Below are 24,106 nucleotides of genomic sequence, written 5' to 3'. Positions count from 1 at the left end.
GTCCGTGACGGCACGGGCGGATGCGGCCGAGTACGACCCCGGTACGAGGCCGATCCGTCCGCACCGCCAGGAACCACCTGGATCACGAAGCCCATCGAACCGACTTACCGGACACGGCCTAGAGTGATGAGCGTGGCAGGACGGATTCGGGACAGCGACATCGCGGAGGTGCGCGAGCGCAACCGGATCGACGAGGTCATCGCGGATTACGTGGCCCTCCGCAACGCCGGCGGTGGCAGCCTGAAAGGGCTTTGCCCGTTCCACAACGAGAAGACCCCGTCGTTCAACGTGCGCCCCTCCCACGGCACCTTCCACTGCTTCGGCTGCGGTGAAGGCGGTGACGTGATCAAGTTCATCCAGAAGATGGACCTGATCTCGTTCGTCGAAGCCGTCGAGCGGCTCGCGGATCGCGCGGGGTTCCGGCTGACCTACGAAGGCGGCGGCGGAAGCGTCCAGCGTGATCGCGGCACCCGCGCCCGGCTGATCGAAGCGCACCGCGCGGCCCAGGAGTTCTACGCCGAGCAGCTGCTCACCCCGGACGCGCGCGCGGCGAGGGACTTCCTGTCCGAACGGGGTTTCGACGCCGCCGCCGCGCAGACGTTCGGCTGCGGATATGCGCCGGCCGGCTGGGACAAGCTCACCAAACATCTGCTCAACCGCGGGTTCGAGGTCAAGGAACTGCTCACCGCCGGGCTGGCCAAGGAAGGCCAGCGCGGGCCGATGGACCGGTTCAACCGGCGGCTGCTCTGGCCCATCCGCGACGTCGGCAACGAGGTGGTCGGGTTCGGCGCGCGGCGCCTGTACGACGACGACCGTGTCTCGGCGAAGTACCTGAACACCGCGGAATCGCCGATCTACAAGAAGTCGCAGGTCATGTTCGGCCTCGATCTGGCCAAACGCGAGATCGCGAAGCGGCACCAGGTCGTCGTCGTCGAGGGCTACACCGACGTGATGGCGATGCACGCCGCCGGAGTGCCGACGGCCGTGGCGTCGTCGGGTACGGCGTTCGGCGAGGACCACATGAAGGTCCTCCGGCGGCTGATGATGGACGACGACGCCTTCCGCGGCGAAGTGATCTTCACCTTCGACGGTGACGAAGCCGGCCAGAAGGCGGCGTTGAAGGCCTTCGAGGGCGACCAGACCTTCGCCGGGCAGACCTACATCGCGGTCGCCCCCGACGGCATGGACCCCTGCGAACTGCGGCTCGCCAAGGGCGACACCGCCGTGCGAGACCTGGTCGCGCGGCGGATCCCGCTGTTCGAATTCGCGATCAAGAGCATGCTCAAGGGCTTCGACCTCGACTCCGTCGACGGACAGGTCGCGGCGCTGCAGAAGACCGTTCCGATGGTCGCGGGCATCAAGGACCGCGCGAGCCGCGACGGCTACGCGTCGAAACTCGCCTGGTGGGTCGGCTGGCAGGACGCGGCGCAGGTGGTGAACCGGGTCCGCGGCAGCGCGGGTGCCATGGCGAAACGCTCCACGACGATCGAGGTCCGGCGGCCCGCCGCCGGGGCCACGGCCACCGTCGAGGAGGACCTGCCACGGCCCGCGCCCGGCGATCCGCGGTTCATCGCTCAGCGTGAGGCGCTCAAAGCGGCCCTGCAGCAGCCGATGCTCGCCGGGGCGGAGTACGACGCGCTCCCCGAGGACGCGTTCACCCATCCGGTTTACGTCGCCATCCACAAGGCGCTGCTGTCCGCCGGGGGAGCGGGTTCCGGGCTGACCGGGCCCGCCCTGCTCGACGCGGCCGTCCCGCACTGTCCGCAAGGTTCGGTGCGGCGAGTGCTCAGCGAACTTTCGGTGGAACCGTTGCGCGCCAAGGGCGAGGTCGACTCACGCTACATCTCCGCACAGCTCGCGGCGGTGCAGGAAAGCCTGGTCGCCCGCCAGATCAACGAGATCAAGTCGAAGCTCCAGCGGCTTTCGCCGGTCGAGGCGCCGGACGACTACCGCGCGCTGTTCGGCGACCTCGTCGCGCTCGAGCAGTACCGGAAGGCGCTGAAGGAACAGGCCATCGGCGGATTGGACTGAGCATGGGCTGGCTGCGTCACCTGCTGGGTGACCGTGTCCCGGCGGATTTCGACGGCACGCTGGACGACGGCGAGCACGTCGTCGGGAGCGCGGCCGTCGAGGGCGGCGGATACCTGCTGGTGACGGCGCTGGGGCTGTGGGTCCCGGGGCCGCGCCGGGTCGGCTGGCATCTGGTCGGCAAGGCCGCGTGGTCCGACGGGGTGCTGACCCTGACCGAGTCCGACGAGACCGGGACCGCGGGGAAGGCCGTGCTGCTGGCCGACAAGACCCCGGTCCGGTTCCGGCTCGCCCGGCCGGGCAAGGTCCCGCTCCTGGTGCGGCAGCGGGTCGACGGCTCGGTCCGCGGGCGGCACCGCAAGGACTTCGGCACCGGCGGAGCATGGTTCGTCGAGCGCAAGGTCCCAGGCCAGGACGGCACGGTGCTGCAGGTGCGGCCCGATCCGGGCACGGATGCCGACGTGGTCAAGGCGATCGCCGAGGAAGCGGCCGAGAAACTGGCGAAGCCCCACGGCTAGCAGTACGCTTGTACTGTATCGCTGGGAGGCGCCATGTGGGATCCGGTCAAGTACCTCGACTACGCCGACCTCCGGGCCCGGCCGTTCCATGACCTCGTCGGGCGGATCACGGCGGGGAAACCGCGCCGGGTCGCCGACCTCGGCTGCGGACCCGGCAACCTGACCGCGGGCCTGGCGGAACGCTGGCCGGACGCGATCATCGAGGCGAGCGACAGTTCACCCGAAATGGTCGAAGCCGCACGCTCACGCGGCGTCGACGCGCGAGTGCTCGACGTCAACGACTGGGTGCCCGAACCGGACACCGACGTGGTCATCTCGAACGCCGTGCTCCAGTGGGTCCCGGAGCACCGTGACCTGCTCCGCCGCTGGGTGGGCCTCCTGCCGTCCGGGGCGACGCTCGCGTTCCAGGTCCCCGGCAACTTCGACGCCCCGTCGCACGCCCTGGTCCGCGCCCTCGCGCGCACCGAGGAGTGGGCTCCGCGCCTCGCCGACGTCGTCCTGCGGGAGAACGAGGCCGTCGACAGCCCACTCGGCTACGGGAACCTGCTCGCCGACGCCGGCTGCGCCGTCGACGCCTGGGAGACGACGTATCTGCAGCGGCTGGCGGGTGAGGACGCCGTACTCGAATGGATCACCGGCACCTCGCTGCTGCCGGTCAAGGAGGCCCTCGCCGGAGCCGAATGGGACCACTTCCGCGCGCAGATCGCCCGCGAACTGGACAAGGCCTACCCGCCGCGCCCCGACGGGACCACCTGGTTCGAGTTCCGGCGCGTCTTCGTGGTCGCCACGGTGGGCTGACCTCCCTGTATACGAAAGGGCCCTTGACCGCGTCTCAGGCGGTGAAGGGCCCTTTCGGCACGTCTCGGGTGCGGTCAGCGCTGAGGCCGCCCGAACCGCTCACCGACCTTGGCGCGAGCGACCCCGGCGGCGCCCTGCACCATGGGGTGGTCAGCGATCTTGCGGTACGTCCGCACGATCTGCTCGTACCGTCCCCGGCCGGCCTTCGCGCCCAATACGTAGCCCGCGGCCGCACCCAGCAGGAACATCTTCATCCGAGTCCACGCCTCCTTCGATCTTGCTCCGGCTGCCATTGTCCCTCAAAACGCGAGCTTGACGAGGTGGCCGGAGAAAGTGGGGGTGGGTGCGCGGCCGACGGAGGGCATGGGCTAAAGTTCTCTCATCGGTCGGAGCGATCCGGCCGGTACGGAGCACGATCCCCTGTAGCTCAACTGGCAGAGCATTCGGCTGTTAACCGGAGGGTTCTTGGTTCGAGTCCAAGCGGGGGAGCACAAGCCCAGGCCACGCGGCCTGGGCTTCTTCGTTTTCGGGGTACCAGGGGCGATTTGGTGTCGATTCTGACGCAGTCCCGTGCCCGCACTGATGTGTCGCTGATGTAGCGATATCGGCCTCCGGGTGGGGCGACTGTACGTTTTTGGTACCCGGCAGCGCCGTGAACGCCTGCTCGGCCGACCAGCCGCGCAACAACATCGACATTCCTTTGGCCGGTCCGGCTCGACCGAGGGATCCTTCAGCTCCCTCGTGTGCGGTCATGATCTCTATCTCAGCGGGTCACGTGTGCGGGCTATCCGCGATAGCCGTCAGCCTTGACGGCCCCTGTCCGGTGTCTCCCCGAGCAAAGCGATATGACGCAACTGCGCCGGGGTGAAAGTCGAGCCAAGTTAGTGAGGGGTAAGGCAAGGGCGGACCTTCGTCGCGACACGCCACCTTTGCCTTGGCCCTCAATAGAGCTCGATGATCTCTTGTGCGGTCGCGTTGCCGGAGCGGACAGCGCCTTCCATGTAGCCGTTCCACCGGACGGCGTACTCGGCGCCGGCCCAGTGGATCCGGCCGATCGGTGGCCGCAGTATGTCGCCGTAGCCGGTCCACACGCCGGGTGCGAAGTGAGCTCCGTAGCAGCCGCGGGTGAACTCCTCGGCGCTCCAGTCCTTCTCCGTGTACGCGGTCGGCTCGGCCGCCTGCGGGCCGAGATGGCGGACGAAGGAGTCGACCACGGCCTGGCGGCGCTGGGTGTCGGGGAGTCGTTGCCAGCGGCGGGCGTCGCCGCCTTCGACGAAGCCGAGGAGGATGCCGATCTCGCCGCCTGGCGGAGAGACATCGAAGGTGACCTTGACCGGGCCGGTGTCGGACACGATCTGGCCGTTGAGTCCGTGCTTGCGCCAGAACGGGGTCGGGTATGCCGCGAAGGTCTTGGCGACGGTGCCGGCCGGGAGTTTCTGGGTGAGCTGGTCGCGCCAGGCCGGCAGCACCGGGTCGTACCGCAGGCGTCCGGCGAGCGTCGGTGGGAGGGCGACGATGACACGGTCGGCGGCGAAGTCCTCGCCGTTGCGGGTGGTGACCGTGACGGCGGTGGCGTCGTGGGCCACGGAGACGACCGGGCTGGACAGCCTGACGTCGAGGCCGTCGGCGAGCCGTTGGGCCACGAGGACCGAGCCACCCACGACGCGGTCCTGCTGGGCGCCGCGGTCGACGGCTAGGAGGGTTTCGAGGTCGGTGTTGCTGACCGCGTAGAAGAGCGCGTGCAGCAGGGAGAGGTCGTGGGCGTCGGTGGCGAAGATCGCTTCGATCGCGACTCTGAAGTAGGCTCTCCCGCTCGGTGTGCGCAGGGTACGGCGTACCCAGGTTTCCAAGGTCTGGCCGTCGAGCAGGCGCGCCTTCGGGTGCGCCCACGGCTGGGCGGGGTCGATGGTGCGGGCGAGCCTGCCGAACCGGGCCAAGCCCTGGGCGAGGTCGGCGAGCGCGACGGGGTTGAGCCTGGGGACGGTGCCTTTGGTGCCGCTGACGAGGGCGCGCTTGCCGCCGAGCCGGACAAGTACCTTGCCCTCGTCGTTCCAGGTGCGGAAGGTTTCCAGCCCGAGTTCGTCGATGAGCTCGTACATCCGGGAGTGTCCGTCGCCGATCCAGGTGCCGCCGAGTTCGATCGGGTGGCCCTTGATTTCACCGCCCTCGAGCCGGCCGCCGACCCGGTCACGGGCTTCGAATACCGCGACCTCGACTCCGCTCCGGCTGAGTTCCCGTGCGGCGGACAGCCCCGCCAGTCCAGCGCCGACGACCACGACCTTCATCATCCGCTCCTCAGTTCCGGAGATTCGGTCAAATGACCGAGTTGTCTCAGGCTAGGTGCGCCGCGCGTGCCTGGCAAGCGTTCGTGACAAAATCTCGGTCATCCGACCGAAAGGGGTGGTCATGCCGTACGTCGAGGCGGCGGTTCGCCGGCAGCAGTTCATCGCGGCCGCACGCACCGCGCTGGCCGCCCACGGCGTCGCCAAGACATCGGTGCGCGTGGTCGCCGCCGAGGCGGGGGCCCCGCTGGCCACCATGCAGTACGTCTTCCCATCCAAGGAGAAACTGCTCCGTGCCGTGATCGAGAGCGTCGTCGACGACATCGCCCAGGTCCTCGCCGAGTCCGCCGCTACCGATGGAGGGTTGGCGAACGCGATCCGACAGGGGCTCGACGCCTACTGGGGCAGGCTCGTCCGGAACGGGCGCGAACTGCAGCTGCTGCAGTACGAACTCACCATGTACGCCTTGCGCACCGCCGGCCACGAGGACCTCGCCCGGCACCAGTACGAGCGGTACGCCGCCGTCGTCGCCGACTGGTGCCGGCGCGCCGCCGAGGGCGCGGGCGAGACCGTCGTTGTTCCCTTCGACCACTTGGCGCGCATGATCGTCGCCGGCGTGGACGGCCTGACCCTGCAGTACGTCTGCGATCCTGACGACGCACGTGCCCGGGAAGGGCTGGAGTCGTTGATGGAGATGGCGAAAGGTCTGGCGGGGGTGTGACGACTGTCGGGCTCGCTCGCCGCCGGAGCACGTTTTCCCGGCGCGTCATCCCTCTCTGGTGCTGCTCGGCGTGTCGGTGGCGGCTCCAGGGAGCGCTTCCGACGACTTCGGCCGGTTCGTGAAACTGGAGACCCTCACCAAGCCCGGGTTCCGCTGTGACTCCGCGGACTACTTCGCCGACGCCCGATACCTGTCGTTCGCCGCTCGGGACCAAGCCCGCCTGCGCGGGGACGACACTAATTGACCGGGTTGTTCGAAGATCATACTGGCGAATTTCATTCAGTTCGGTTGCCGTCGCGTCGGATCACAATCCTTGGCCAGGTGGTCGAACGAGGTCGGCTGACATCGACCGAGAGCATGAGCGATCGCAAACGTCCCAGCTGGATCGACTGAGGGCGACTCGAAAGGATTCGGCTGTTAACCGGAGGGTTCTTGGCTCGAGTCCAAGCGGGGAGCACAAGCCCAGGCCACGCGGCTTTGGCTTCTTCGTTTTCGGGGTGCCAGGGGCGATTCAGTGTCGGGTTTGTGCCTGACGGACGGCGCGCAGGTCTGTGTGGTCGTCGCCACGCTCCCGGAAGTGCGGTATCGCTGTGGTGATCGCCCAGGTCCGTAAGCTCGGGACAATGCGGAGGAGACTGCGGGCACTCCACGTCGGGGAACGGGACTTCACCTGGCGTGCGGGGATCGGTGCGGTGCAAGGCGATGGTGGAAGTCTCCATCGATGTATCAACGTACGGATTTGGGGCGACGGCAAGAACAGTCGTGCGCTGGAGGTGGACCTGCTTTCCAAGGATATGGGGGTGGGGTGGGCCCCTGCCGAGACGGATGGGTCGTATCCGAGCGCTGCCGACATTCGACGACTCATCGAACACGCTTTGACGTCAGGCTGGGAACCGGACGTGCGCGGTGGAACCTTTTTGCTCACGGAAGACCATGGGCTTGAACTCCCCGACTTCTTGGTCACCGATCGAGTACGCGACCTCAATGCTGCCGACCCGACCAGCCAGGTGATCCAGGCACAAGTGCCCGCCAGGCAAGCCGGGGCATGGCAACCCTGAAGGCATGCTCAGGCTCGGGTTGCCCGTGATCGGTGTGTCGGATCTGCCGCGGGTGGTGGAGTTCTGGACCGCGGCGTTGAACCTCGTTGCCGACGACGAGTGGGCGAGCGACGGCTGGCGGACTTTGGCAGGCGAGCCGTATCCGCGGATCCATCTCGACCTGTTCGTCGATACCGCCGCTGAGCAAAGCCGAAGTCGCACGTCTTGAGGAACTCGGGGCCTGGGGCGTCGATCGGGACCGCTATCCGCCCAAACCGGACTTCGTCGTTCTCGCCGACCCGGATGGCAACCGCTTCTGCGTTGTCGACCTCGGCAGCGCACCCTCCGGAGGCTGACCGCCAAGGTGACGATGCATGCCTTGCCCGAACCGCGGGCCTCGGCGCTGGTGATCTATCCGGAAGAAGGACACGGTTCGACAAGTACCTGCTCGCCCCTGAAACCGATCCGGCGAGTGATACTCGCGGCATGGGGTACGACGCCTACGGGGCCGTGGTCGAGTGGGAGCCCTTGCTCGCCCTCACTCGCGAGCCGCATTGGGATCATGTGTGGCTGTGGGACGACGCGGAAGAGCCGATGGCGCCGTTTCTGTCCGTGGAGGACATGCCCGGCACGAAAGGCCACTGGAACAGCCTTTGGTACTACGGCGACTGTCTGCGCCCACGGCTCACCTTCGAGACTCGCGCACTCACCGACACCGTGCTCGGCACGTTGACCACCGGCTACGTCTTCATCGAGGAGTGGAAGCCGGAGCGCCGCGATGACCTGGCGGCGGATGCGGGACCCCACGCTCAGCCGACCCCGGAGGACTGGCGCCACCTGCTGAACTACACGCTGCGCCCGGCCGGTGTGCGTGAGCTGCTCGACGCGGCTCACCGGCTGCCCTGGGACCTCTTGACCCGTATCGGTGAGGAATGCGACGCGATACCGCAGGAGCAGCGCGATCCACCGCACGGTGCGGTGCTGTGGTTCCACGACTTCCGCTACTTCACGTTGTCGCATATCGCACTGCTCGAGCAGGCCGCCGCCGGTGGCCACGGAGTCGTCACGATAGGTGGTTGGTGAGCGAGAAGTTTCTAGCACCGCTAGGCAAACTAGCGGCGCTAGTGCTAGCGTTGCCGCATCAGCTAGCAGCGCTAGATTTCAGGAGGGGCAGTCATGCTCAACGCACTTGAGATCGTCACGACCGTGATCGTCGGGGTGATGGTGGGGGTGGAGTTCTCCGTCGCGTTCGTCATCAACCCGATCCTCAACGCACTCCCCGAGGACAGCATGGTGAGCGGCCGTGCCCACGGGGGCCGCATGCTCGGCGCGGTCATGCCGGTCTGGTACATCGGTTCGCTCGTCCTCGTCGCGATTTGGGCCATCGCCGGATGGCAGCACCCCGGTGCTGGACTCGTCGTTACCGCCGGCGCACTGCTGATCGTCAGCGTGGTCATGTCGATCCTGTTGCTCGTCCCGATCAACGACCGGGGCAAGACGTGGACCGCCGAGAACCGGCCCGCGGACTGGAAGCGGCAAGTGAACCGCTGGGACCGCTTTCACTACATTCGCGTCGCCGTCATCATCGCGGCCTTCGCCCTGCTGGTCACCGCCCGCGCCTGAGATCGTGCGGCGCCGCGTTGTGCTGGATGCTCGCCTGCCGGAAAACGATGGTGGCGCCGAGGGCGGTGGTGGCAGGCACGAAGACATCTCCGAGCGGCGTCTGTCGCAGCGGGACCTCGTTGCGCTGCAACAGATTCTTCGTTGCGGTCAGGTCGGTGACGGCGACCGTGCACGCGATGAGAGCCGGCAATGCGGGGGGCCGCTCACCGGGAAACAGGGTGGCGAGGCCGGAGGCGGGCACAAGGGTGAGTGTCGCGCCGCCGAGGTCGAAGACCCGGGTGGATCCTTCTGTGCGAGGCGTCCGACCGAGATAGCGCTCGTAGCGCGCCTGGGCGGCGTCCAGTTCGTCGTCGGTGACGCAGAGCGTGGCATCGAGGAGGCCGACGGCGCCGTTGGGGTGGCCGGCCAGCCGGCTGGCTTGGATCCATGGGTCCAGATCCGCGACGACGCCGACCCTGCCCTCCGCCTCGACGCCTGGCCGCACTCCGTCGATCTCCAAGTATCGAACGGTCTCGACGTGGTCCCCGGCAGGCCGCCGCACGGTGTTCACCCCGCCATGCCGCACCGCCGCGGTGGTCAACCGTGTGGCGGTGGCGTCGATGTCGGCCGAGGAGAACATCAGGATGTGCAGTCCCTCGAAGCGGTCCAGGCATTCCGTCAGGTTCGCGCTGGTGGCGTGGATCCGCTCCAGCAACGTCGGTAGCACGTCGGGCGGGGCCTGCAGCGGGACGAGCCGTGCGTTCGCCGGCACGCGACCATCGGCCTGGACCACGGTGGCCAGTTCAAGGAAGTCGTGCGAGAAGTCGGCGTGGGTGTTGGCCGCGCCGAACGGCTCCGGCTCGGCGCCCTCGCGGGGGGACATCGCGGGATAACCGGGCGCCGGCACGACGAAGCCCAGACGCCGGTAGAGGTCGAATGCGGCGGACATATCCCGGACGACGTGGCCGACGTGGTGCAGGCGAGTGATCTCGGAGGCCATGCGGCCACTCTAAAAGTAGTTCGACCAATCGGTCAATCTATCTCGTGTTGCCGTATCGTCCGGCCGATGGAGGAGCGCATCGACGGCCGCAGCGTCCGCTACCGGCACCGGCGGCCCGAACTGCTCGACGCGGTGACCGATTACGTCCTGACACACGGTCTGGCCGGTCTGGCGATGCGGCCGCTGGCCGCGGCGGTGAACGTCAGCCATGGGACGCTGCTGCACCACTTCGGCTCGAAGGAGAATCTGGTCGCCGAGGTGATCGACCTGCTGCGCCGGAGACTGGCCGACGCGGCAGGCCTGGCCGACCCGCCGACCCGGCCGGCCGACCTTCCGACCTGGTGGCGGACCTCGACGACCACGGAACGCCTGCCCGTCTACCGGCTGCTGTTCGAGGTCTTCGCTCAGGCCGCACGAGAACCGGAACGCTACGAACGCTTCCTGCGGCAGGTCGTGCACGACTCGCTGACCCTGATGCGACGCCTGGTCGCGGCAGACGGCTGCCCTGAGGCACAGGCACCTCTGGTGGCGTCGATGATCGTGGCCCAGGCCCGCGGCCTGCAACTCGACCTGCTCACCACCAACGACCGCGAACGCGTCGACAGCACCTTCACCTTGTTCGTCGACGTGATCGACGGCCTGAGGCGAACCTGGCCCACGGAGCGGTGACTCCACCAGCCGGGCACTGCGGGAACGCTCGGTTATCCACTGGCCGTCGTCCGTCATTCCTGCCACGGTGGCGGACGTGACGCGATCCTTCCTGCCAGGGCTTGAACTGTCCCAGCTGTTTTACGCCGAGGTCGTCGCCCCGATCCTGGAGGACGCGTTGGACGACGTGCCGTACTCGGCGGCGCTGATCGGCTGGGGCTCGGAGGTGCAGGGCTTCGACACCGTGCGCTCCACCGACCACGCCTGGGGGCCGCGGATGCAGCTTTTCCTTGGCAGCGAAGACTTTCACGCCCTCGCCGACGATCTGGACGCCCTGCTCGATCGCGAGTTGCCGGTCGAGTTCCGCGGCTACCCGGTCCGCTTCGCCTTCCCGACGGGCGCCCTGGCTCGGCATTGGGTGCATGTCACGGACCTGCGGGGCTTCTTCACCGAGCAGCTCGGCGCCGAGCCGGACGGCGGCCTGCCGATTTCGGCGTGGTTGACGGTCCCGACGCAAGTATTGCGTGAACTGACCGGTGGCACCGTCTTCCACGACGGGGTCGGCCTGCTGGAGCCCTACCGGGATCATCTCGCCTGGTTTCCCGACGACGTGTGGCGCTACGTCTTGGCTTGTCAGTGGATGCGCCTGTCCCAGGAGGAGCCTTTTGTCGGCCGCTGCGGTGAGGTCGGCGACGACCTGGGCTCGGCCGTGGTGGCCGCGCGCCAGGTCCGTGACGTGATGAAGCTGTGCCTGGTGATGAATCGGGTGTATCCGCCGTACAGCAAGTGGCTGGGCACCGCGTTCGCGGCGTTGCCCTGCGCCAAGGCGCTGACTCCTTGCCTGTCTGGCGCGCTGGCCGCGCAAAGCTGGCAGGAACGGGAACGGCACCTTTCTCCCGCCTACGAGATCGCCGCGGGGATGCACAACGATCTCGGTCTCACGGAGCCGCTGGAGGTGTCGGTCCGGTACTTCCACGACCGGCCGTTCCGGGTCCTCGACGCCTACCGGTTCACCGACGCGCTTGTCACGACGATCAGCGACCCGGCCGTCAGGGCTCTGCCACCGGTCGGTGCGATCGACCAGTACGTCGACAACACCGACGTGACCGACCGCGGGAACGCCGATCTGCGCCGCCGCTATATCGCGGGCCCCGCACTCTGACCGCGACAACGCCCGCTGTGGCGGCACGAATAGACTTCCGTGGTGATCGCATCATGGGGGCTGGACGCCGCGCTCGAGGTCGGGATCGCCGCGTTCTGCGTGGGCGAGGAACCGCCGAGTGACGACCAGGTGTGGGAAAGGCTGACGGGCGCGGGAGTCGAACCGTGGCTGGCCGAACGGCTGCTGATCTTCCTGCCGATGGCGTACACGCGGCGCTTGCTGCCGGATGTCTCGTACCCGGACGCGGTGGTGGGGCCCGGCGGGCGGGTGGTGCTGTCCGAGGAGCCCGTCTTCGTGGCGGCGTCGGAACGCGCGAGGCAGGCGGACCGCGGCGAGTTCGAGCGGATCGCGGTGCGCAGCAGCGCGTTCGCGGTGATCAACGCGGCGTTGAACGACGGCGCGCAGATGTCGGATCTCCAGTTGAACGAGCCCACCCTCGCCGCCGATCTGGAACCGGTGGTCGATGGTGACGGTGGTGTGCCTTCGCCACAGCTGGTTTTCGAGGGATTCTTGCGCGAGCACGGCATCGCACTCGACGAGGACACGAAAGCCGACACGAAGCTCATCGTGCATCCGGCCCCGGCGGGCATGGTGATGGCCCAAGTGGACTTCGCCGTGTCGCATCCCGCGCTGGCCAAACCGTGGCTGGTGGAGAGCTTCGCCGGATACGGCGCCACGTGGCGCGAGGCGATCGGCCGCGCGGTGCACATGTTCAGCCAAGGGGCCTTGCACCCGATCGTCGACGGTCTGTTTTCTCCAGGCGCCGCGCCGGATCAGGTCACGCGTGAACGATACGAACATCCGGATGGCGTGTTCGAGCTGGTGCTGGGTGCTCAGATCACCCTGTTCACTGACGCGACGTTATCCGCCGAGCCGGTCCTGGACCGGTTGCTGGAGGCGTTGCGCGCGGAGAAGCTCGGGCGGAAAGTGCACGGGCTCCGGCTGTTCGTCGCGCATCACGACGGCGGGCTGCTGAACAACGAGGTCCTTTTGGACAGCGAGCCGTGGCCCGCCGGAGAGGTGGTGGTGGCGGAAAGCCCGGCACCGCTGCCCGAGGGACGAGTGGCGGTGCGGGTGTTCGGGTTACTCGTGCCTGTCGACGCTTAGACGGTCGCGGGGCCTTCATGTACTGAGGAAGGTGTGAAGGTCGAGTTTCCTCGGCTGAGCCGAGGCAAGGAGTCCTTCACGCGCCGCCGTTGTGGCTGGTGGTGCTGCTGTTGAGGCTCGTGATGGCCTTCACGGCCCGGCCGCTACCCGGCTCACTCCAATGGGTACCTAGGGCATCCTTGGCCAGAACGACCCGAAACACTCACGACCCCGGCAGGATCGTCACCATCCGGAGAACGGGGCATCGCTCTAGTTCGGCGGCTGCTGGGTCGGCGGGGTGGGCTGCGGGTAGCCAGGCTGGGCGTTGTCGGGCTGCGGGTTCGGGAAACCCTGCTGTGCGGCCATCGGATAGTTGACCGGTCCTGGATACGGCGCGACACCGGGTTGCCGTGTCGGACGGCCGCTCTTGAGGACCGCGATCGCGACCAGGAACCAGGAGAGCAGCGCGATGGCGTCGAGCGGGACGCTGACGCCCATGAAGATCAAGCGGACTTCGTCGCTGGTGAGCTGCTCGGACGCGATCCAGGACGACACGTTCAACACCACGAACTGCCAGATGATGCTTGCCACCGTGGCGACGAGCATGACGACGAAAGCGGCCACCATCAGGCCGGAGACTCCCCTGGAGCGTCCTTTGATGGAGAAGATCAGGCCGAGGACTCCCACCACGAGCAGCAATACCCGCGGAATGGCCTCGATGATCGTGTACATGAGGTCTGACATGCCTTGCCTTCCACCGCTCCGCCAGGGACCGAGACGCCCGGTCCGCGCCGTGGCGATCCTATGCGGTGACGGCGTTCCCGGGTGCTACTCCTGCGAATCGGCGAGTAGTTTCAGCGCGAGCGCTTTGAGTTCCGGACTCGCCGTCGCGGCGTTGCCGGAATCGAAGGGCGGTTGCGGGTCGTATTCGACGGCGAGCTGGATGCCGCGGGCGGTTTCCTCGCCTGCCAGCAGGGAAGCGAGATGGAGGGCGAGGTCGATGCCGGCGGAAACGCCCGCGGCGGTGATGATCTTGCCGACCTGAACGTACCGCTCGGGCACGTAGCGCACGCCGAAGGTCTTTTCCAGATAGTCCGCCGATGCCCAGTACGTGGTGGCCCGCTCGCGGAGCAACCCGGCCGCGCCGAGGATCAGTGACCCGGTGCACACCGACGTGGTCCACGTCGTGTGCCGGTGCATGCGGCGGATCCAGTCGAGCAGCACCTGGTTCTCCATGGCGGCGTTCGTGCCGCGGTTACCGGCGCCCGGAACGAGCAACACGTCCAGCCGGTTCACTTCGGCCACCGAACGTTCCGCCAGCACCGCGACATCGCGGGTGTCCGTGCGCACCGGGCCGCGGTGCTCGGCGATCATCGTCACCGTCGCGCCGGGAAGCCGGCACAGCACCTCGGCCGGGCCGGTCGGATCCAGCAGGCTGAAGCCGTCGTAGAGCAGCATGCCGATCCGCGGGCCTGTGGACTCCGCTTGAGCCGTACCGGTGGCGAGGCCGAACGCCGCGGCCGCCGCGACGCCGGTCAGTACTGTTCTGCGCGTTGTCTTCGCACTGTTCATGCCGCGGATTCTGGGGCGCTCAAGTCCCGATCGGGCGCGGCATGTCCGTCATCCTGCGAAGGGTGTCCCCGGTGAGCCCGTAGTGGTGGCGGAACGCGGTTCGCAGGGTTTCCGCCGAGGCGAACCCGCAACGCCGCGCGACCGCGGAAAGCGGCAACGCGGTGGACCGCACCAGGTGGGCGGCGGCTTCGGTCCGGGCCGCTCGCACCGTGCGGGCCGGGGTCTTGCCGAGATGCGTGCCGAACAAGCGGCTGAGGTGCCGGGTGGTGACGCCGGCCCGCGCGGCCAGCGCCGACGGACTGAGGTCTTCGTCGAGATGCGCGGCGATGTACCCCAACAGGTCTCGCACGACGCGGTTGCCGGGCGGCGGAGCGGCCAGGAACGTGCTGATCTGCGCCTGATCGGCCGGGCGGTGCAGATACGTCACCAGCTCACGGGCGACCTCGCGGGCCAGCGTCGGCCCGTGGTCGTCCTCGATCAGCGCGAGCGTGAGATCCAGCGCGCTGATCACCCCCGCCGAGGTGAAGACGTTGCCGTCACGGATGTAGAGCGGGGCCGGATCGACTGTCACCGCGGGAAAAGCCGCGGCGAGCTGCTCGCCGTAGCCCCAATGCGTGGTGACCCGCCGGTCGTCGAGCAAGCCGGCGGCCGCCAGCACGAACGTGCCCGTGCACACCGAGGCGACTCGCCTGCTTCGCTCGGCCAGCCGCCGCACCTGCGTCAGCAGGCGCTCGTCCGCCGCGGCCGTCCCCGTTCCCGCGCCGCCGACCACGAGCATCGTGTCGATCCGCCCGGACACCTCGGCCAGCCGCCGGGCACCGGCGAGCATGATCCCCGACGAACTCCGTGTCGTCCGCCCGTCGACCGTGGCCAATTCGACGACATAGGGCGGTGCGGCGCCGTGTGAGCTCGCGATCTCCAGCGCCCCGCTGGGACAGGCCACATCAAGGATCTGCGCGTCGTCGAACGCGACGATCACCACCCGGCGCGGCTTCATTCCCGATCCCACAAGGAGAAACTACGCCCGCGTCGCAACTCGGTTCACCAGTGCCGCGCCGATGGTGCGGGCGGCGCGGGCCACGGTGTCCGGCACCGCGCCGGGTGACGGTGTCGGCGCGGTCACGGCCGCGACCGAACCGACCGTTTCGCCGGTCGGCAACGTGATGGGTGCTTCGACGGCGACGAGGTCGTGTTCGGCCTGCCAGACGGGGCAGAAGTGGCCGGTGCGTTGCGGCACCGTCGAACCCGGCCGGAGCAGAACGCCGTCTTCCGGCCGGGTGAGGCTGGCGGCGGCGATGAGGATACGGCCGTCGCAGGGCACGGCGAGTACCGAACTCGCCCGAGTGGCCGCGGCCAATCTCCTGAGTTCGCCGCGGGCGAGTTCCAGCAGCCGCGGATAAGGCTGCCACGATTGACCGAGCCGGAATGCCTGTGCGCCGACGCGATAGCGGTTTTCGCTGCGCTGGACAACCTCCAGCACGGTCAATTGCTCGAGTAATCGGTGTGCGGTCGCTTTCGGTATCGAGCAGGAATTCGCCAGTTGGGTCAATCCTGCTTCACCTTGATGTCGTACCAAGGCATCCAATAGGGTGAAAGCGCCTTCGAGAACGCTTCTCGGTCTTCTCTCGGTCTCCATGGAAATCCCCTCGCGCGGTCCACTGGACGGAATCCTTGCTGACAAGGGCAGGCCGTCGGTGTCAGGCTGCAACTCCTCCCGGTGCGTATCTTCGGTCAAAAACCACGAACTGGGAAGAGTGCGTCCATCGAACGGAAAAGGGGTTGCGGGAAATGCGAAGATCCATTCGGGTGGGGACGGCTTTGGCGGGTCTGCTCGCGGGGCTGATCGTGATACCACCGGCCGCGGGTGCGGAGGAGGACGGCGTCGGTATCACCGCCTCGCCTTCGTCTCAGAAGACGGCCGCGGATTTCGACGGGGACGGGTTCGCCGACAAAGCGGTGTGGCGTCCCGGAAACGGCATCTGGTACGTGATCCGCAGCAGCAACGGAAGCGTGGTGACACAACAGTGGGGCGTTTCGGGTGACGTTCCGGTCGCCGCGGACTACGACGGCGACCATCGGGCCGACTTCGCCGTGTGGCGGCCGAGCAACGGTACCTGGTACGTCATCCAGAGCAGCACCGGCGCGGTGGTGACCCAGCAGTGGGGCGTGGCCGGTGACGTTCCGCTGACCGGCGATTTCAACGGTGACGGGCGTTCCGATTTCACCGTGTGGCGGCCCAGCAACGGTGTCTGGTACGTGCTGAACATCGCCACGGTGCAGTGGGGCGTGGCCGGTGACGTCCCGGTGTCCGGCGACTTCAACGCGGACGGACGGGCCGACTTCACCGTCTGGCGCCCCAGCGACGGCGTCTGGTACGTCCGGGGAATCGCGACGCAGCAATGGGGTGTCGCGGGTGACATTCCGGTGGCCGGTGATTTCAACGCGGACGGGCGTGCCGATTTCGCCGTGTGGCGGCCGAGCAACGGTGTCTGGTACGTGCTCGGTATCGCGACGCAGCAATGGGGTGTCGCCGGTGATGTGCCCCTGGCAGGCAATTTCGGTGGCGACCCACGGGCGGACTTCGTGGTGTGGCGTCCCTCGAACGGGACTTGGTACGGCCTGGGCCTGTTCACCACCCAGTGGGGGACACCGGGCGACGTCCCGGTGTGAGCCGCCTCCTGCCGCCAACCGGGTGAAGGAACGGCGGATTCGGCCGTGTGACGTAAGAACGCCGTAGCTCGGACGTATCCCCGACGGTGAGGGTGGCCGGCCTGGCCGTCCGCCCGAGCCGGGGATGCCGTGCCGCTGATATCAGCAGCGGCACGGCATGGTCCCTTCCTGGCAGGTGATCCGATTACGCGTGCCCCGCCTGGGCGGCGTTGCGTTTGCTCAGCCACACCCACGCCGACAAGCCGAGCGCCGAGAGCGCCGCTGCCCGCAGCACCACGGACCCGGCGAGTAGCACGCCGCACAGGACGGTGCCGAGCACGACGAGCAGGACGACGGCCTGCCACGTGTGCTTCCACTCGCCCGAGGTGACGCGGTTCGCCATGTCCCACCAGCCGCGGGCGGAAGACCGGCACGGCGGCTGGAACACCAGCGCGGTTTCGGCGGGCTGAAGCGCCGGGATGGCCGTGGCGTCCAGCAGCTCGTCGAGACTCACGTACTCCGCCGCCGCGGCGGGCGGCACCACGTTACTTCCGGGATCGGAAATGACCGGATCGAGCGATGGTTTCTCTGGCGGCTCACCGGTATCGAACGGTACGGTCTCCATGTTCTCGTGTCTCCTTGCTCTTGATCTGGGTGGGCTTCACGACGAACACTCACGCGGCTCCCTGTGCCAGCAGGGGGCCGCGTCCATTTCTGGCTCGAGTGCGGGGGAAGGCGACGCACGCACTGGTCGCACGACGTTGCCTCCCCGACCGCCGTTGAAAGCCAGCTTGCAGAAACGCACGCGAGAAGGCGAGTCGCACGAGTAGGTAATCGGCGACCGGTCTCTCAACAAGGGTGAGCGGTCGAGGGGTAATAATCGCTCCGGCGCGGAGCGTGAATTCGCGACCCGTCATTTCCCGTAATGCACCCGAAAGTGTGACCCGATCTCACTTTCGGTGCGGCATGCCGCTTTCTACTTCGCAGTAAAGCACAGTGGGGTGAGTTCTCCTGGGTGAGAAATGGTGCATGCTCGAATATTCGCGAGCCGGTACCGTCGAGGACGTCCGTGCGGCCGCACGGACGTCGCCTGTCCGGCGCGTGCGGGTGACCATTGAGCGCAGGCGCGACCGATTCCGGTATCTGACGATCCGAAGGCTCAGCGCGACGGCACCTGATGGCCGCTGCCGAGGCAGATGAAGGGGCGGCGCAGCGGATCCCGGCCGACCACCTCGGCCAGCGCCTCGGCCATGGACCGGCCCCGCCGGAGCGCCTCGTGCAGTTCGACGGACACCGCCGCGGCCGCCTGATCACCCACTCGGCTGACTGCTCCGACAATCGTCGCCGAACCGGACGCGAGCAGCGCGCCGGCGAACCCGAGCGCTTCGTCGCCCGGCCGGAGGTGGGCGAGGGCGAGTTCGCTGGCGGCGAGCACGACCTGGCGGGGCGGGCGGCGCAGATTCGCGAACTCGTGAGCGTACAAGGGGCCATCGGCGAGTTCGATGCGGGAGAACAGCGCGTTCCCGGGTTCGTGCCGGCCATGCGCGGCCACGTGCGCGAGTTCGGCGCCGTCAAGGGCGTCCAGGACCTGCGAGACGGTCGCGTCCCGGCCGGTCAGCGTCCAAGCCTGCGGGTGGATGTCGCGGAGGACGTCGACTTCGCCGACGGCCCCCGGAACACGCGGTCCCGAGACCAGCACCACCGCTCCGGCGCCCGGCCGCGGGGCGACGTCTTCCGCGGCCAGCCACGCCGTCGCCGATGGTGCGACCGTGACGGCGGTGCCCGCCAGCGAGGGGAGCGCTCCCCAGTGCACCGCGTGCAGACTGCCGGTCGGCACGATGATCAGCGGCCGCTCGCCGGTCACGCGGATGATCGGCGACAGCAGTTCCCGGTCGAGCCGCTCCGCCGAATGTGAAGCCGATCTGGCGACGACGTCGACGAGGGGGCGGGCGAGCCCGTCCGGGGCCAGCGCGTCGAGATCAGCGTGCAGTCTGATGGCCTGTTCGTCCACTTCGGACGCGGAGCCCAGTGGGACGAGATGTGCGGCACCGTCGACCACGACCACGGCGGACCAGGTCTCCCCGGAGCGGGCGAAACTGACCAGCGCGCGGCTCCCCAGCTGAGCGGAGATACTCGCGAGATCGGCCGTCGGCCGCGGGCTTCCCCATGGGCTCGAATGCCACGCGAGGCGCGTGATGTCCTGCTGCAACTCGGAAAGCCGGGCCGCGAGGCGTGTGACGGGCTTTCCTTCCCGGCGCGCGGAGTGCAACGACCACGCCACCGACCGCATCTCGTCGACCCGGTCGCGCATGATCGGGTCCCGGGACTTCGTCAGCGGGCGATAGCGGTACACCTGTGCTTTGGTCTGCTCCAGGACACTGAGCAGGGTTTGCGGATTTCCCTGCCGCAGGGCCAGTTCGACGGCCAGCTCGCCCAGTTCCCTGCCGTGCGCCGCGGCACCGGACACCACGTCGATCCCGCCTTGGCGGTCCCTGGTGGCGTTGAGTTCCGTCAGCCCGCGCCGCGCTTGGGCCAGTGCGCGACCGTGACCTGACGCGGCCGCGAGTTCGGTACGCGCCAGATGCCAGAGCACCCATTGCTCGATCGGGGCGTTCTTGCCGGGGCGGCGTACCTGCCGCAGCAGGGACGAAGCGAGGTCCAGCTGTCCTTTGTGGACAGCCAGGCGGACGCCGAGCAGTTTCGCCGTCGCGGCTTCGCCGGAGAGAGCGAACTCGGTCAGACGGTCGGCGAGCGCGGTGGCCCTGGCCACCGACGCGGATCTGGCAGGTGTTCCGGCGAGTGCCAGTGCCGTGTCCACCCGCAGCCGCGTCAGCTTGGCGATCTCCACCCAGTCGTCGTCGTGCCGCCGGGCGAAGCGTCGTTGCGCCGAAGCGGCGAGCTTGCGTGCTTCCTCCGGATCGTCCTGGAGGAGTTTCGCGGCGGCGGCGACGAGTTCCGCCTGTGCCAGTTCGTGCCCCGAACTCTGCCTGCGCAACGCGGGCAGGGCTTCGTCCAGCACGGTGTCGGCCTCGCCGGACAGTCCCGCGTCCAGCAGTGCCTTGGCCTGATCCAGTCGCGCCGCCGGAAGCAGATCCGGTGCCTCGACGGCATACAGGCGTAGGCAGAGTTCGTAGTGCCGCAACGCGGTCGCGAAGTCGCCGGTATGCCTGGCGAGCGTGCCCAAGCTCCGGTGGACGTGTGCGCGCAGCAGGCCCTGATCCTGTTCGCGCGCCAGGCGCAGGCTGCCGGACAGATCCCGCTCCGCGTCCTGCACGTTGTCGAGTGCCAGATGCGCGAGGCCCCGATCGAGCAGCAGCGGCGCGATCCGCCCGCCTTGGCCGATCGCACGGTCGTAGTGCGGCAACGCTTCCGCCGCCCGGCCCGACCGGTGTAATCGCCTCGCGAGTTCCCCTTCGGCGCCGTCACCGAAAGGAAGCGTGCCGTGCGGTGCGACGGAGTCGCCGTGGTCCTGATAATCGCGGTACAGCGCGGATTCCGCGTCCGACTGGTACGACTCGGCGATGTCGCGCGCCGTCGGGTCGTCCTGGTCGAGGGCGAGCTCGGATTCCGTGCCGGCGAGGCCGATCCGGCGCAGCGCGGCGTTGAGCAGCCGGGGCGACCGTTCCCCGAGCTCGGCCGCGAGGTCTCGCAGCAGGCCGGGGATCGCGGTGATCTCCTTGATCGACAGCCGATCGGCGACCGTGACGGCCTCCGTGCCCAGGTCGTCCGCCAGGCTTTCGCCCAGCGGCAGGCCGTACCGTCGCAACCGGAGCAAGCACACGAGAAGGCTCAGCCGGCAGATCAGATGCGGACCGGTCGGCGGCAGGCGGCGGGTTTGGCCGAGCGTTTCGAGCAGGTAGGGCTTCGCCCGCCCGGCCTGTCCGAGCCGTTCGTCCATCCTGGCCATGTGCAGGGTGAAGAGGACGAAATCCTGCATCGCGCCGGTGCGGGCCAGGCGTTTGCGTTCGACGACGGCGACGGACAGGGCCTCTTCGTACCGGCCGAGCTGTTCCAGTGCCTGCACTCGCAGCCCGCTCAGTACCGGCGACTCGTCGTCCGTCCGGCCGATGTGCTCGTCCAGTTCCCGCAGCGCGTCTTCGCCGCTGCCCGCGCTGACGAGTTCCGCGGCCCGGCGGGTCACCAGCCGTCTGCCGACCTCGGTGTCGGCTTGGCGAAGGTCCTCGTCGGAGACGGACAGCGTCGGCGACTTCGCGGCAAGGTACGCCTTGGACGCGGGAGGAAGATCGTCGAGCGTCGGCAGCAGACGGGCCAGCACGCGGCCGTCCCAGCGCGTGTCGAGGGTTTCCCGCCGTTGGCCGAGCATCAGGCGGTGGTAGATCTCCTCGGCGCGGGCGACCACGCCGCCCTGCCCACTGTAGAACTTCACGGCCGCCCGGTGGATCCGTTTCGCCACAACGGATTCATCCGCGGCGAGGCGGTGCAGCATGGTCTGCCGCACGTCGGCGCGGTGGACCACCGCCCGCCCGCCGGGCGTGAGGGTCACCAGCATCGCCTCGCGCGCCAAGCCGTCGAACAGGGCGGACGCCCGTTCGGCGTCGGGCACGTCCACCCCGCACGGTTTGGCGAGGACGTCTTGGATCAGTTCGGGTGTCACCCGGCGCAAGGTCAGCCCTGGATGGGCGAGGCGCCGGACGTCCGGATCCTGGATGTGCCCGAGCAGGCGCCGGTACAGCTCACCCTCGATCGTCCCCCGGTGTACGGCGATGTCCCGCAGCGCCTCGTCGTCCGAGGCTTTGCGCAGCACCCCGGCGGCCAGGTGCAGCGCGAGCGGACTGGTGCCGACCTGGTCGACGATCCGCCGCGCGTCCGGCGGCGGATGCGCGGGCAGGAGCTTCAGCAGCAGGTCGGCGGCTTCGTCGCGGTCGAGCCCGTCCAGGCGGATCTCGTCGAAGTCCCGTCCGGGCGCGGGCGAGCGGCCCGCGAGCACGATCGACGGCCGCTCCAGCCGGCGCGAGAGCCCACCGAGGAAGTCCGAGAACCGGCGCTGGATGGGCCGGTCGCGCCGTTGCACCTCCTCGAAGGTGTCGAAGACGACCAGCAGGCGCTCGCCGCCGAGGGCACCGGCCAGCCGCTCGATCAGATCCTCGTAAGGGAGCCTGCCGCTGCTGCCGGCGCTCGGGGACTCGACGACGCGTTTGCCCGAGCGCAGCCGCTCATGGCACCGGGTGGCCAGGCTCGCGACGGCGTCGTGCGCGGCCGGGTCCGTGAGCTGCACGGTCACCTGTCGCGCGATCGCCGCGACCAGGCTCACCGGTTCCGCCGGATCGACCGCGCTGTGGTCGAAGTTCAGGTACGCGACCAAAGCGCGCCGCCGGTCGGCGAGGTTCAGCAGATGACGGACGGCCACCGCGGATTTGCCGATCCCGCCGAGACCGTGGACGAGCACCGGCGTGCCACCGTCGCGGAACCGGGTCTCCAGTGCGCGCAACACTTCCGCGCGGCCGACGAAATGGTCGCCCGCGAGCACTCGGAACGGTTCCAGCAGTTCGCCGACGCCGAGTTCCCTCGCCAGTTCGTCCCCGGTCGGCACGTGCTCGGCCGCCCCGCCGAGCCAGCGTGCCAGCCAGGCCACCGCGCGGAGGCGGGGAAGGCTGAGTGAGTCCAGGTCGACCGGCATCCCCGCGCCGACGTACTGGTCGATCGCCCATTGCCGGTCGTCGGACGGCCTGCGCGGGATCCTCTCCCAGGTGTCGCGCAGCGCGGCGAAGCCGACCTGCAGGACGAGTGACCGGCGCACGGAGTCGTTGAGCCGCCAATGCCGGTGGCCGTCGCCGGTGCGGACCCTTGTCGAATCCGGGAACAGCGTCGGCCCGGCCTTCTCGGCGAGTTCGGCGCCCACACCCAGCCACGGCAGTTCGTAATGCGACAGCAGGGTGGCGCGCAGCCGTAATTCGTGCGGAGTGGTCATGGCGCACCCGCCGGGGTGAAATGCAGGTGCGCGGCCCGGCACGCGGCGCTTCCGAGCACGCGGAGGTCGTCGAGGTCCGCCTCGCCGAGCACCTGGTCGACCAGTGCCTCGAGTTCGTCGTCCGAGATCGGTTTGCCCACGTGGTCCGCGAGCCCGCGGAAGAAACCCTGGAGGTGCGAAGTGGTGACGCCGGTCAGCTTCTCGTGCCGGAGCACTTCCATCACGGCGGGGGAGAAGTCACCGGGATGACCGGTCACGATGAGCCTGGCCCCGGGGAGCTGGCCGGCCTCCACCTCCTTCGCCAGCTGGGCGACGACCATGTGCACCCCCGACGACACCTGCGGCCGGTCGAGGCCGTCGATGAAGATCCACCGCATTCTCTTCGGCAGGGCGGCGAAACGGCCGACGAAGACGTCGACGAGCTCCCGGACCGTACGGGCCTGTTCGGTGTGCTGGTCGACGGGAAAATCGGTGGGCAGGCCGAGTCTGGCGGCCAGAGCGGTCATGATGCCGGTCGCGTCGACGTGGTCGTAGAAGTCGTCCTCGACGTTGACGAGCCTGAATTCGCAGGCGAGCGCGGGATCACCGGCCATATGCTGGATGAGGTGGCGGCTGTAGGACTTCCCGCTGCCGGGTTCGCCCGTGATGCTGAGGACGGGGAACTGTTTCCTGGCCAGGTCCACCAGATGCGCGCGCAGATCGCGCCGGTCGAGCAGAGCGCGCTGGCAGCCGGGCCCCAGCAGCAGCGACAAATGCCGTTCCCTCGGGGAATACCAGCTGCCGTCGGTGTTGTGCGCGGCGAGAACGGCGTCCAGATCCGGCCCGACGGCCGGGCACTTGGCCTTGACCAGCTCGATCAGGTGGGCCAGCCGTCCCGCGTCGGCGGCGTCCCGGGTGATCGTCGGCCAGAGCTGCGCGGCAGGCTGGCCCCAGTCGACCTCGTACGGCGCCAAGCCGGCGCCGCGGTAGATGTCGATCAGTTCGTCACGCAGGTAGAACGCCTTGTTGAGGGTGTCGTGCAACAGGCGTGCGGTGCCGTCGCCCCAGTCGGGGAAGTGGATCCAACGGACCATG

The 24,106-nt window shown here is 68.6% G+C and carries 24 protein-coding genes and 1 tRNA gene; 15 read left to right on the top strand and 10 right to left on the bottom strand.

The features are described from left to right. Positions 1 to 126 precede the first annotated feature (126 nt). The 3 genes from dnaG to DL991_RS40285 are packed head-to-tail and all read left to right on the top strand — an operon-like array spanning position 127 to position 3,344. Complete coding sequence (dnaG, locus tag DL991_RS40295) at positions 127 to 2,031, top strand: DNA primase (protein ID WP_199754275.1); 1,905 nt, start codon at positions 127 to 129, stop codon at positions 2,029 to 2,031. A gap of 2 nt (positions 2,032 to 2,033) precedes the next feature. After that, positions 2,034 to 2,546, top strand: coding sequence for a hypothetical protein (locus tag DL991_RS40290; RefSeq protein ID WP_125789588.1), 513 nt, complete (start codon positions 2,034 to 2,036; stop codon positions 2,544 to 2,546). A gap of 33 nt (positions 2,547 to 2,579) precedes the next feature. After that, positions 2,580 to 3,344 (top strand): trans-aconitate 2-methyltransferase, encoded by a 765-nt coding sequence (locus DL991_RS40285; RefSeq protein ID WP_125789587.1) that lies wholly within the window; start codon positions 2,580 to 2,582, stop codon positions 3,342 to 3,344. Positions 3,345 to 3,418: 74 nt separating this feature from the next. Here DL991_RS40285 and DL991_RS40280 read toward each other — a convergent pair whose 3' ends face one another. After that, the gene (locus DL991_RS40280) at positions 3,419 to 3,598 is read right to left on the bottom strand and encodes a hypothetical protein (protein WP_007031230.1); all 180 of its coding nucleotides are present in this window, start codon (positions 3,596 to 3,598) and stop codon (positions 3,419 to 3,421) included. A gap of 162 nt (positions 3,599 to 3,760) precedes the next feature. Between DL991_RS40280 and DL991_RS40275 the strand changes: the two genes are divergently transcribed. Then, positions 3,761 to 3,833, top strand: a tRNA-Asn gene (locus DL991_RS40275). Between the two features lie 452 nt (positions 3,834 to 4,285). Here the strand turns inward: DL991_RS40275 and DL991_RS40270 are convergent. Continuing rightward, positions 4,286 to 5,629: a flavin monoamine oxidase family protein gene (locus DL991_RS40270; protein ID WP_233599287.1), complete on the bottom strand. Its 1,344-nt coding sequence runs from the start codon at positions 5,627 to 5,629 to the stop codon at positions 4,286 to 4,288. 121 nt (positions 5,630 to 5,750) lie between these two features. On the opposite strand from DL991_RS40270, the gene DL991_RS40265 reads away from it, so the two are divergent. The 7 genes from DL991_RS40265 (at position 5,751) to DL991_RS40240 (ending at position 9,007) form a co-directional block, all read left to right on the top strand. Then, positions 5,751 to 6,347, top strand: a complete 597-nt coding sequence (locus DL991_RS40265; RefSeq protein ID WP_125789585.1) for a TetR/AcrR family transcriptional regulator — start codon at positions 5,751 to 5,753, stop codon at positions 6,345 to 6,347. 58 nt (positions 6,348 to 6,405) lie between these two features. Next, the gene (locus DL991_RS40260; protein WP_125789584.1) at positions 6,406 to 6,591 is read left to right on the top strand and encodes a hypothetical protein; all 186 of its coding nucleotides are present in this window, start codon (positions 6,406 to 6,408) and stop codon (positions 6,589 to 6,591) included. 379 nt (positions 6,592 to 6,970) lie between these two features. Continuing rightward, positions 6,971 to 7,405: a hypothetical protein gene (locus DL991_RS40255; RefSeq protein WP_125789583.1), complete on the top strand. Its 435-nt coding sequence runs from the start codon at positions 6,971 to 6,973 to the stop codon at positions 7,403 to 7,405. 4 nt (positions 7,406 to 7,409) lie between these two features. Beyond that, a complete protein-coding gene (locus tag DL991_RS43675) occupies positions 7,410 to 7,613 on the top strand; it encodes a VOC family protein (protein WP_233599293.1) in 204 nt (67 codons plus the stop codon). After that, entirely contained in the window at positions 7,546 to 7,740 is a 195-nt protein-coding gene (locus DL991_RS43670) for a VOC family protein (protein ID WP_233599289.1), read from the top strand. Before DL991_RS43675 ends, DL991_RS43670 begins: the two co-directional genes overlap by 68 nt. A 130-nt stretch (positions 7,741 to 7,870) precedes the next feature. Beyond that, positions 7,871 to 8,467 (top strand): hypothetical protein, encoded by a 597-nt coding sequence (locus DL991_RS40245; RefSeq protein ID WP_125789582.1) that lies wholly within the window; start codon positions 7,871 to 7,873, stop codon positions 8,465 to 8,467. A 93-nt stretch (positions 8,468 to 8,560) separates the two neighbouring features. Further along, on the top strand, positions 8,561 to 9,007 hold the full coding sequence (locus DL991_RS40240) for a DUF1772 domain-containing protein (protein WP_125789581.1): 447 nt from the start codon (positions 8,561 to 8,563) through the stop codon (positions 9,005 to 9,007). Here DL991_RS40240 and DL991_RS40235 read toward each other — a convergent pair. Next, a complete protein-coding gene (locus DL991_RS40235; RefSeq protein ID WP_125789580.1) occupies positions 8,991 to 9,986 on the bottom strand; it encodes a VOC family protein in 996 nt (331 codons plus the stop codon). The two genes, DL991_RS40240 and DL991_RS40235, sit on opposite strands and share 17 nt — an antisense overlap. 66 nt (positions 9,987 to 10,052) lie before the next feature. On the opposite strand from DL991_RS40235, the gene DL991_RS40230 reads away from it, so the two are divergent. The 3 genes from DL991_RS40230 (at position 10,053) to DL991_RS40220 (ending at position 12,903) form a co-directional block, all read left to right on the top strand. Continuing rightward, positions 10,053 to 10,655 carry a TetR/AcrR family transcriptional regulator gene (locus DL991_RS40230; RefSeq protein ID WP_125789579.1) on the top strand — a complete coding sequence of 201 codons (603 nt, stop codon included), beginning with the start codon at positions 10,053 to 10,055 and terminating at the stop codon, positions 10,653 to 10,655. Positions 10,656 to 10,731: 76 nt separating this feature from the next. Further along, entirely contained in the window at positions 10,732 to 11,796 is a 1,065-nt protein-coding gene (locus DL991_RS40225) for a DUF4037 domain-containing protein (RefSeq protein WP_125789578.1), read from the top strand. 42 nt (positions 11,797 to 11,838) lie between these two features. After that, positions 11,839 to 12,903 carry a DUF6348 family protein gene (locus DL991_RS40220; protein ID WP_125789577.1) on the top strand — a complete coding sequence of 355 codons (1,065 nt, stop codon included), beginning with the start codon at positions 11,839 to 11,841 and terminating at the stop codon, positions 12,901 to 12,903. 249 nt (positions 12,904 to 13,152) lie between these two features. Here the strand turns inward: DL991_RS40220 and DL991_RS40215 are convergent, their stop codons facing one another. From DL991_RS40215 to DL991_RS40200, 4 genes are all read right to left on the bottom strand, one after another. After that, entirely contained in the window at positions 13,153 to 13,626 is a 474-nt protein-coding gene (locus DL991_RS40215; RefSeq protein ID WP_125789576.1) for a hypothetical protein, read from the bottom strand. An 84-nt stretch (positions 13,627 to 13,710) separates the two neighbouring features. Continuing rightward, positions 13,711 to 14,454 carry a DJ-1/PfpI family protein gene (locus tag DL991_RS40210; protein WP_125789575.1) on the bottom strand — a complete coding sequence of 248 codons (744 nt, stop codon included), beginning with the start codon at positions 14,452 to 14,454 and terminating at the stop codon, positions 13,711 to 13,713. Positions 14,455 to 14,473: 19 nt separating this feature from the next. Next, positions 14,474 to 15,451, bottom strand: coding sequence for a GlxA family transcriptional regulator (locus DL991_RS40205; protein WP_199754271.1), 978 nt, complete (start codon positions 15,449 to 15,451; stop codon positions 14,474 to 14,476). A gap of 21 nt (positions 15,452 to 15,472) precedes the next feature. Further along, positions 15,473 to 16,090, bottom strand: a complete 618-nt coding sequence (locus tag DL991_RS40200; RefSeq protein ID WP_125789574.1) for a helix-turn-helix domain-containing protein — start codon at positions 16,088 to 16,090, stop codon at positions 15,473 to 15,475. 152 nt (positions 16,091 to 16,242) lie between these two features. Between DL991_RS40200 and DL991_RS40195 the strand changes: the two genes are divergently transcribed. Then, positions 16,243 to 17,124, top strand: a complete 882-nt coding sequence (locus tag DL991_RS40195; protein WP_125789573.1) for an FG-GAP-like repeat-containing protein — start codon at positions 16,243 to 16,245, stop codon at positions 17,122 to 17,124. Between the two features lie 184 nt (positions 17,125 to 17,308). On the opposite strand, the gene DL991_RS40190 is transcribed toward DL991_RS40195, so the two are convergent. The 3 genes from DL991_RS40190 to DL991_RS40180 all read right to left on the bottom strand — a co-directional run bounded on the left by DL991_RS40190 (position 17,309) and on the right by DL991_RS40180 (position 24,105). Further along, entirely contained in the window at positions 17,309 to 17,728 is a 420-nt protein-coding gene (locus DL991_RS40190; RefSeq protein WP_125789572.1) for a hypothetical protein, read from the bottom strand. A gap of 534 nt (positions 17,729 to 18,262) precedes the next feature. Next, complete coding sequence (locus DL991_RS40185; RefSeq protein ID WP_125789571.1) at positions 18,263 to 23,032, bottom strand: CHAT domain-containing protein; 4,770 nt, start codon at positions 23,030 to 23,032, stop codon at positions 18,263 to 18,265. After that, complete coding sequence (locus tag DL991_RS40180; protein WP_125789570.1) at positions 23,029 to 24,105, bottom strand: ATP-binding protein; 1,077 nt, start codon at positions 24,103 to 24,105, stop codon at positions 23,029 to 23,031. Before DL991_RS40180 ends, DL991_RS40185 begins: the two co-directional genes overlap by 4 nt. Between the last annotated feature and the right edge of the window lies 1 nt (position 24,106).

Origin of the sequence: Amycolatopsis sp. WAC 01375 (genome assembly GCF_003947325.1) — a bacterium.
Taxonomy (GTDB): Bacteria; Actinomycetota; Actinomycetes; order Mycobacteriales; family Pseudonocardiaceae; genus Amycolatopsis.
The sequence above is the reverse complement of the archived record's forward strand: the minus strand, read 5'-3'. Positions and strand labels throughout refer to the sequence as shown.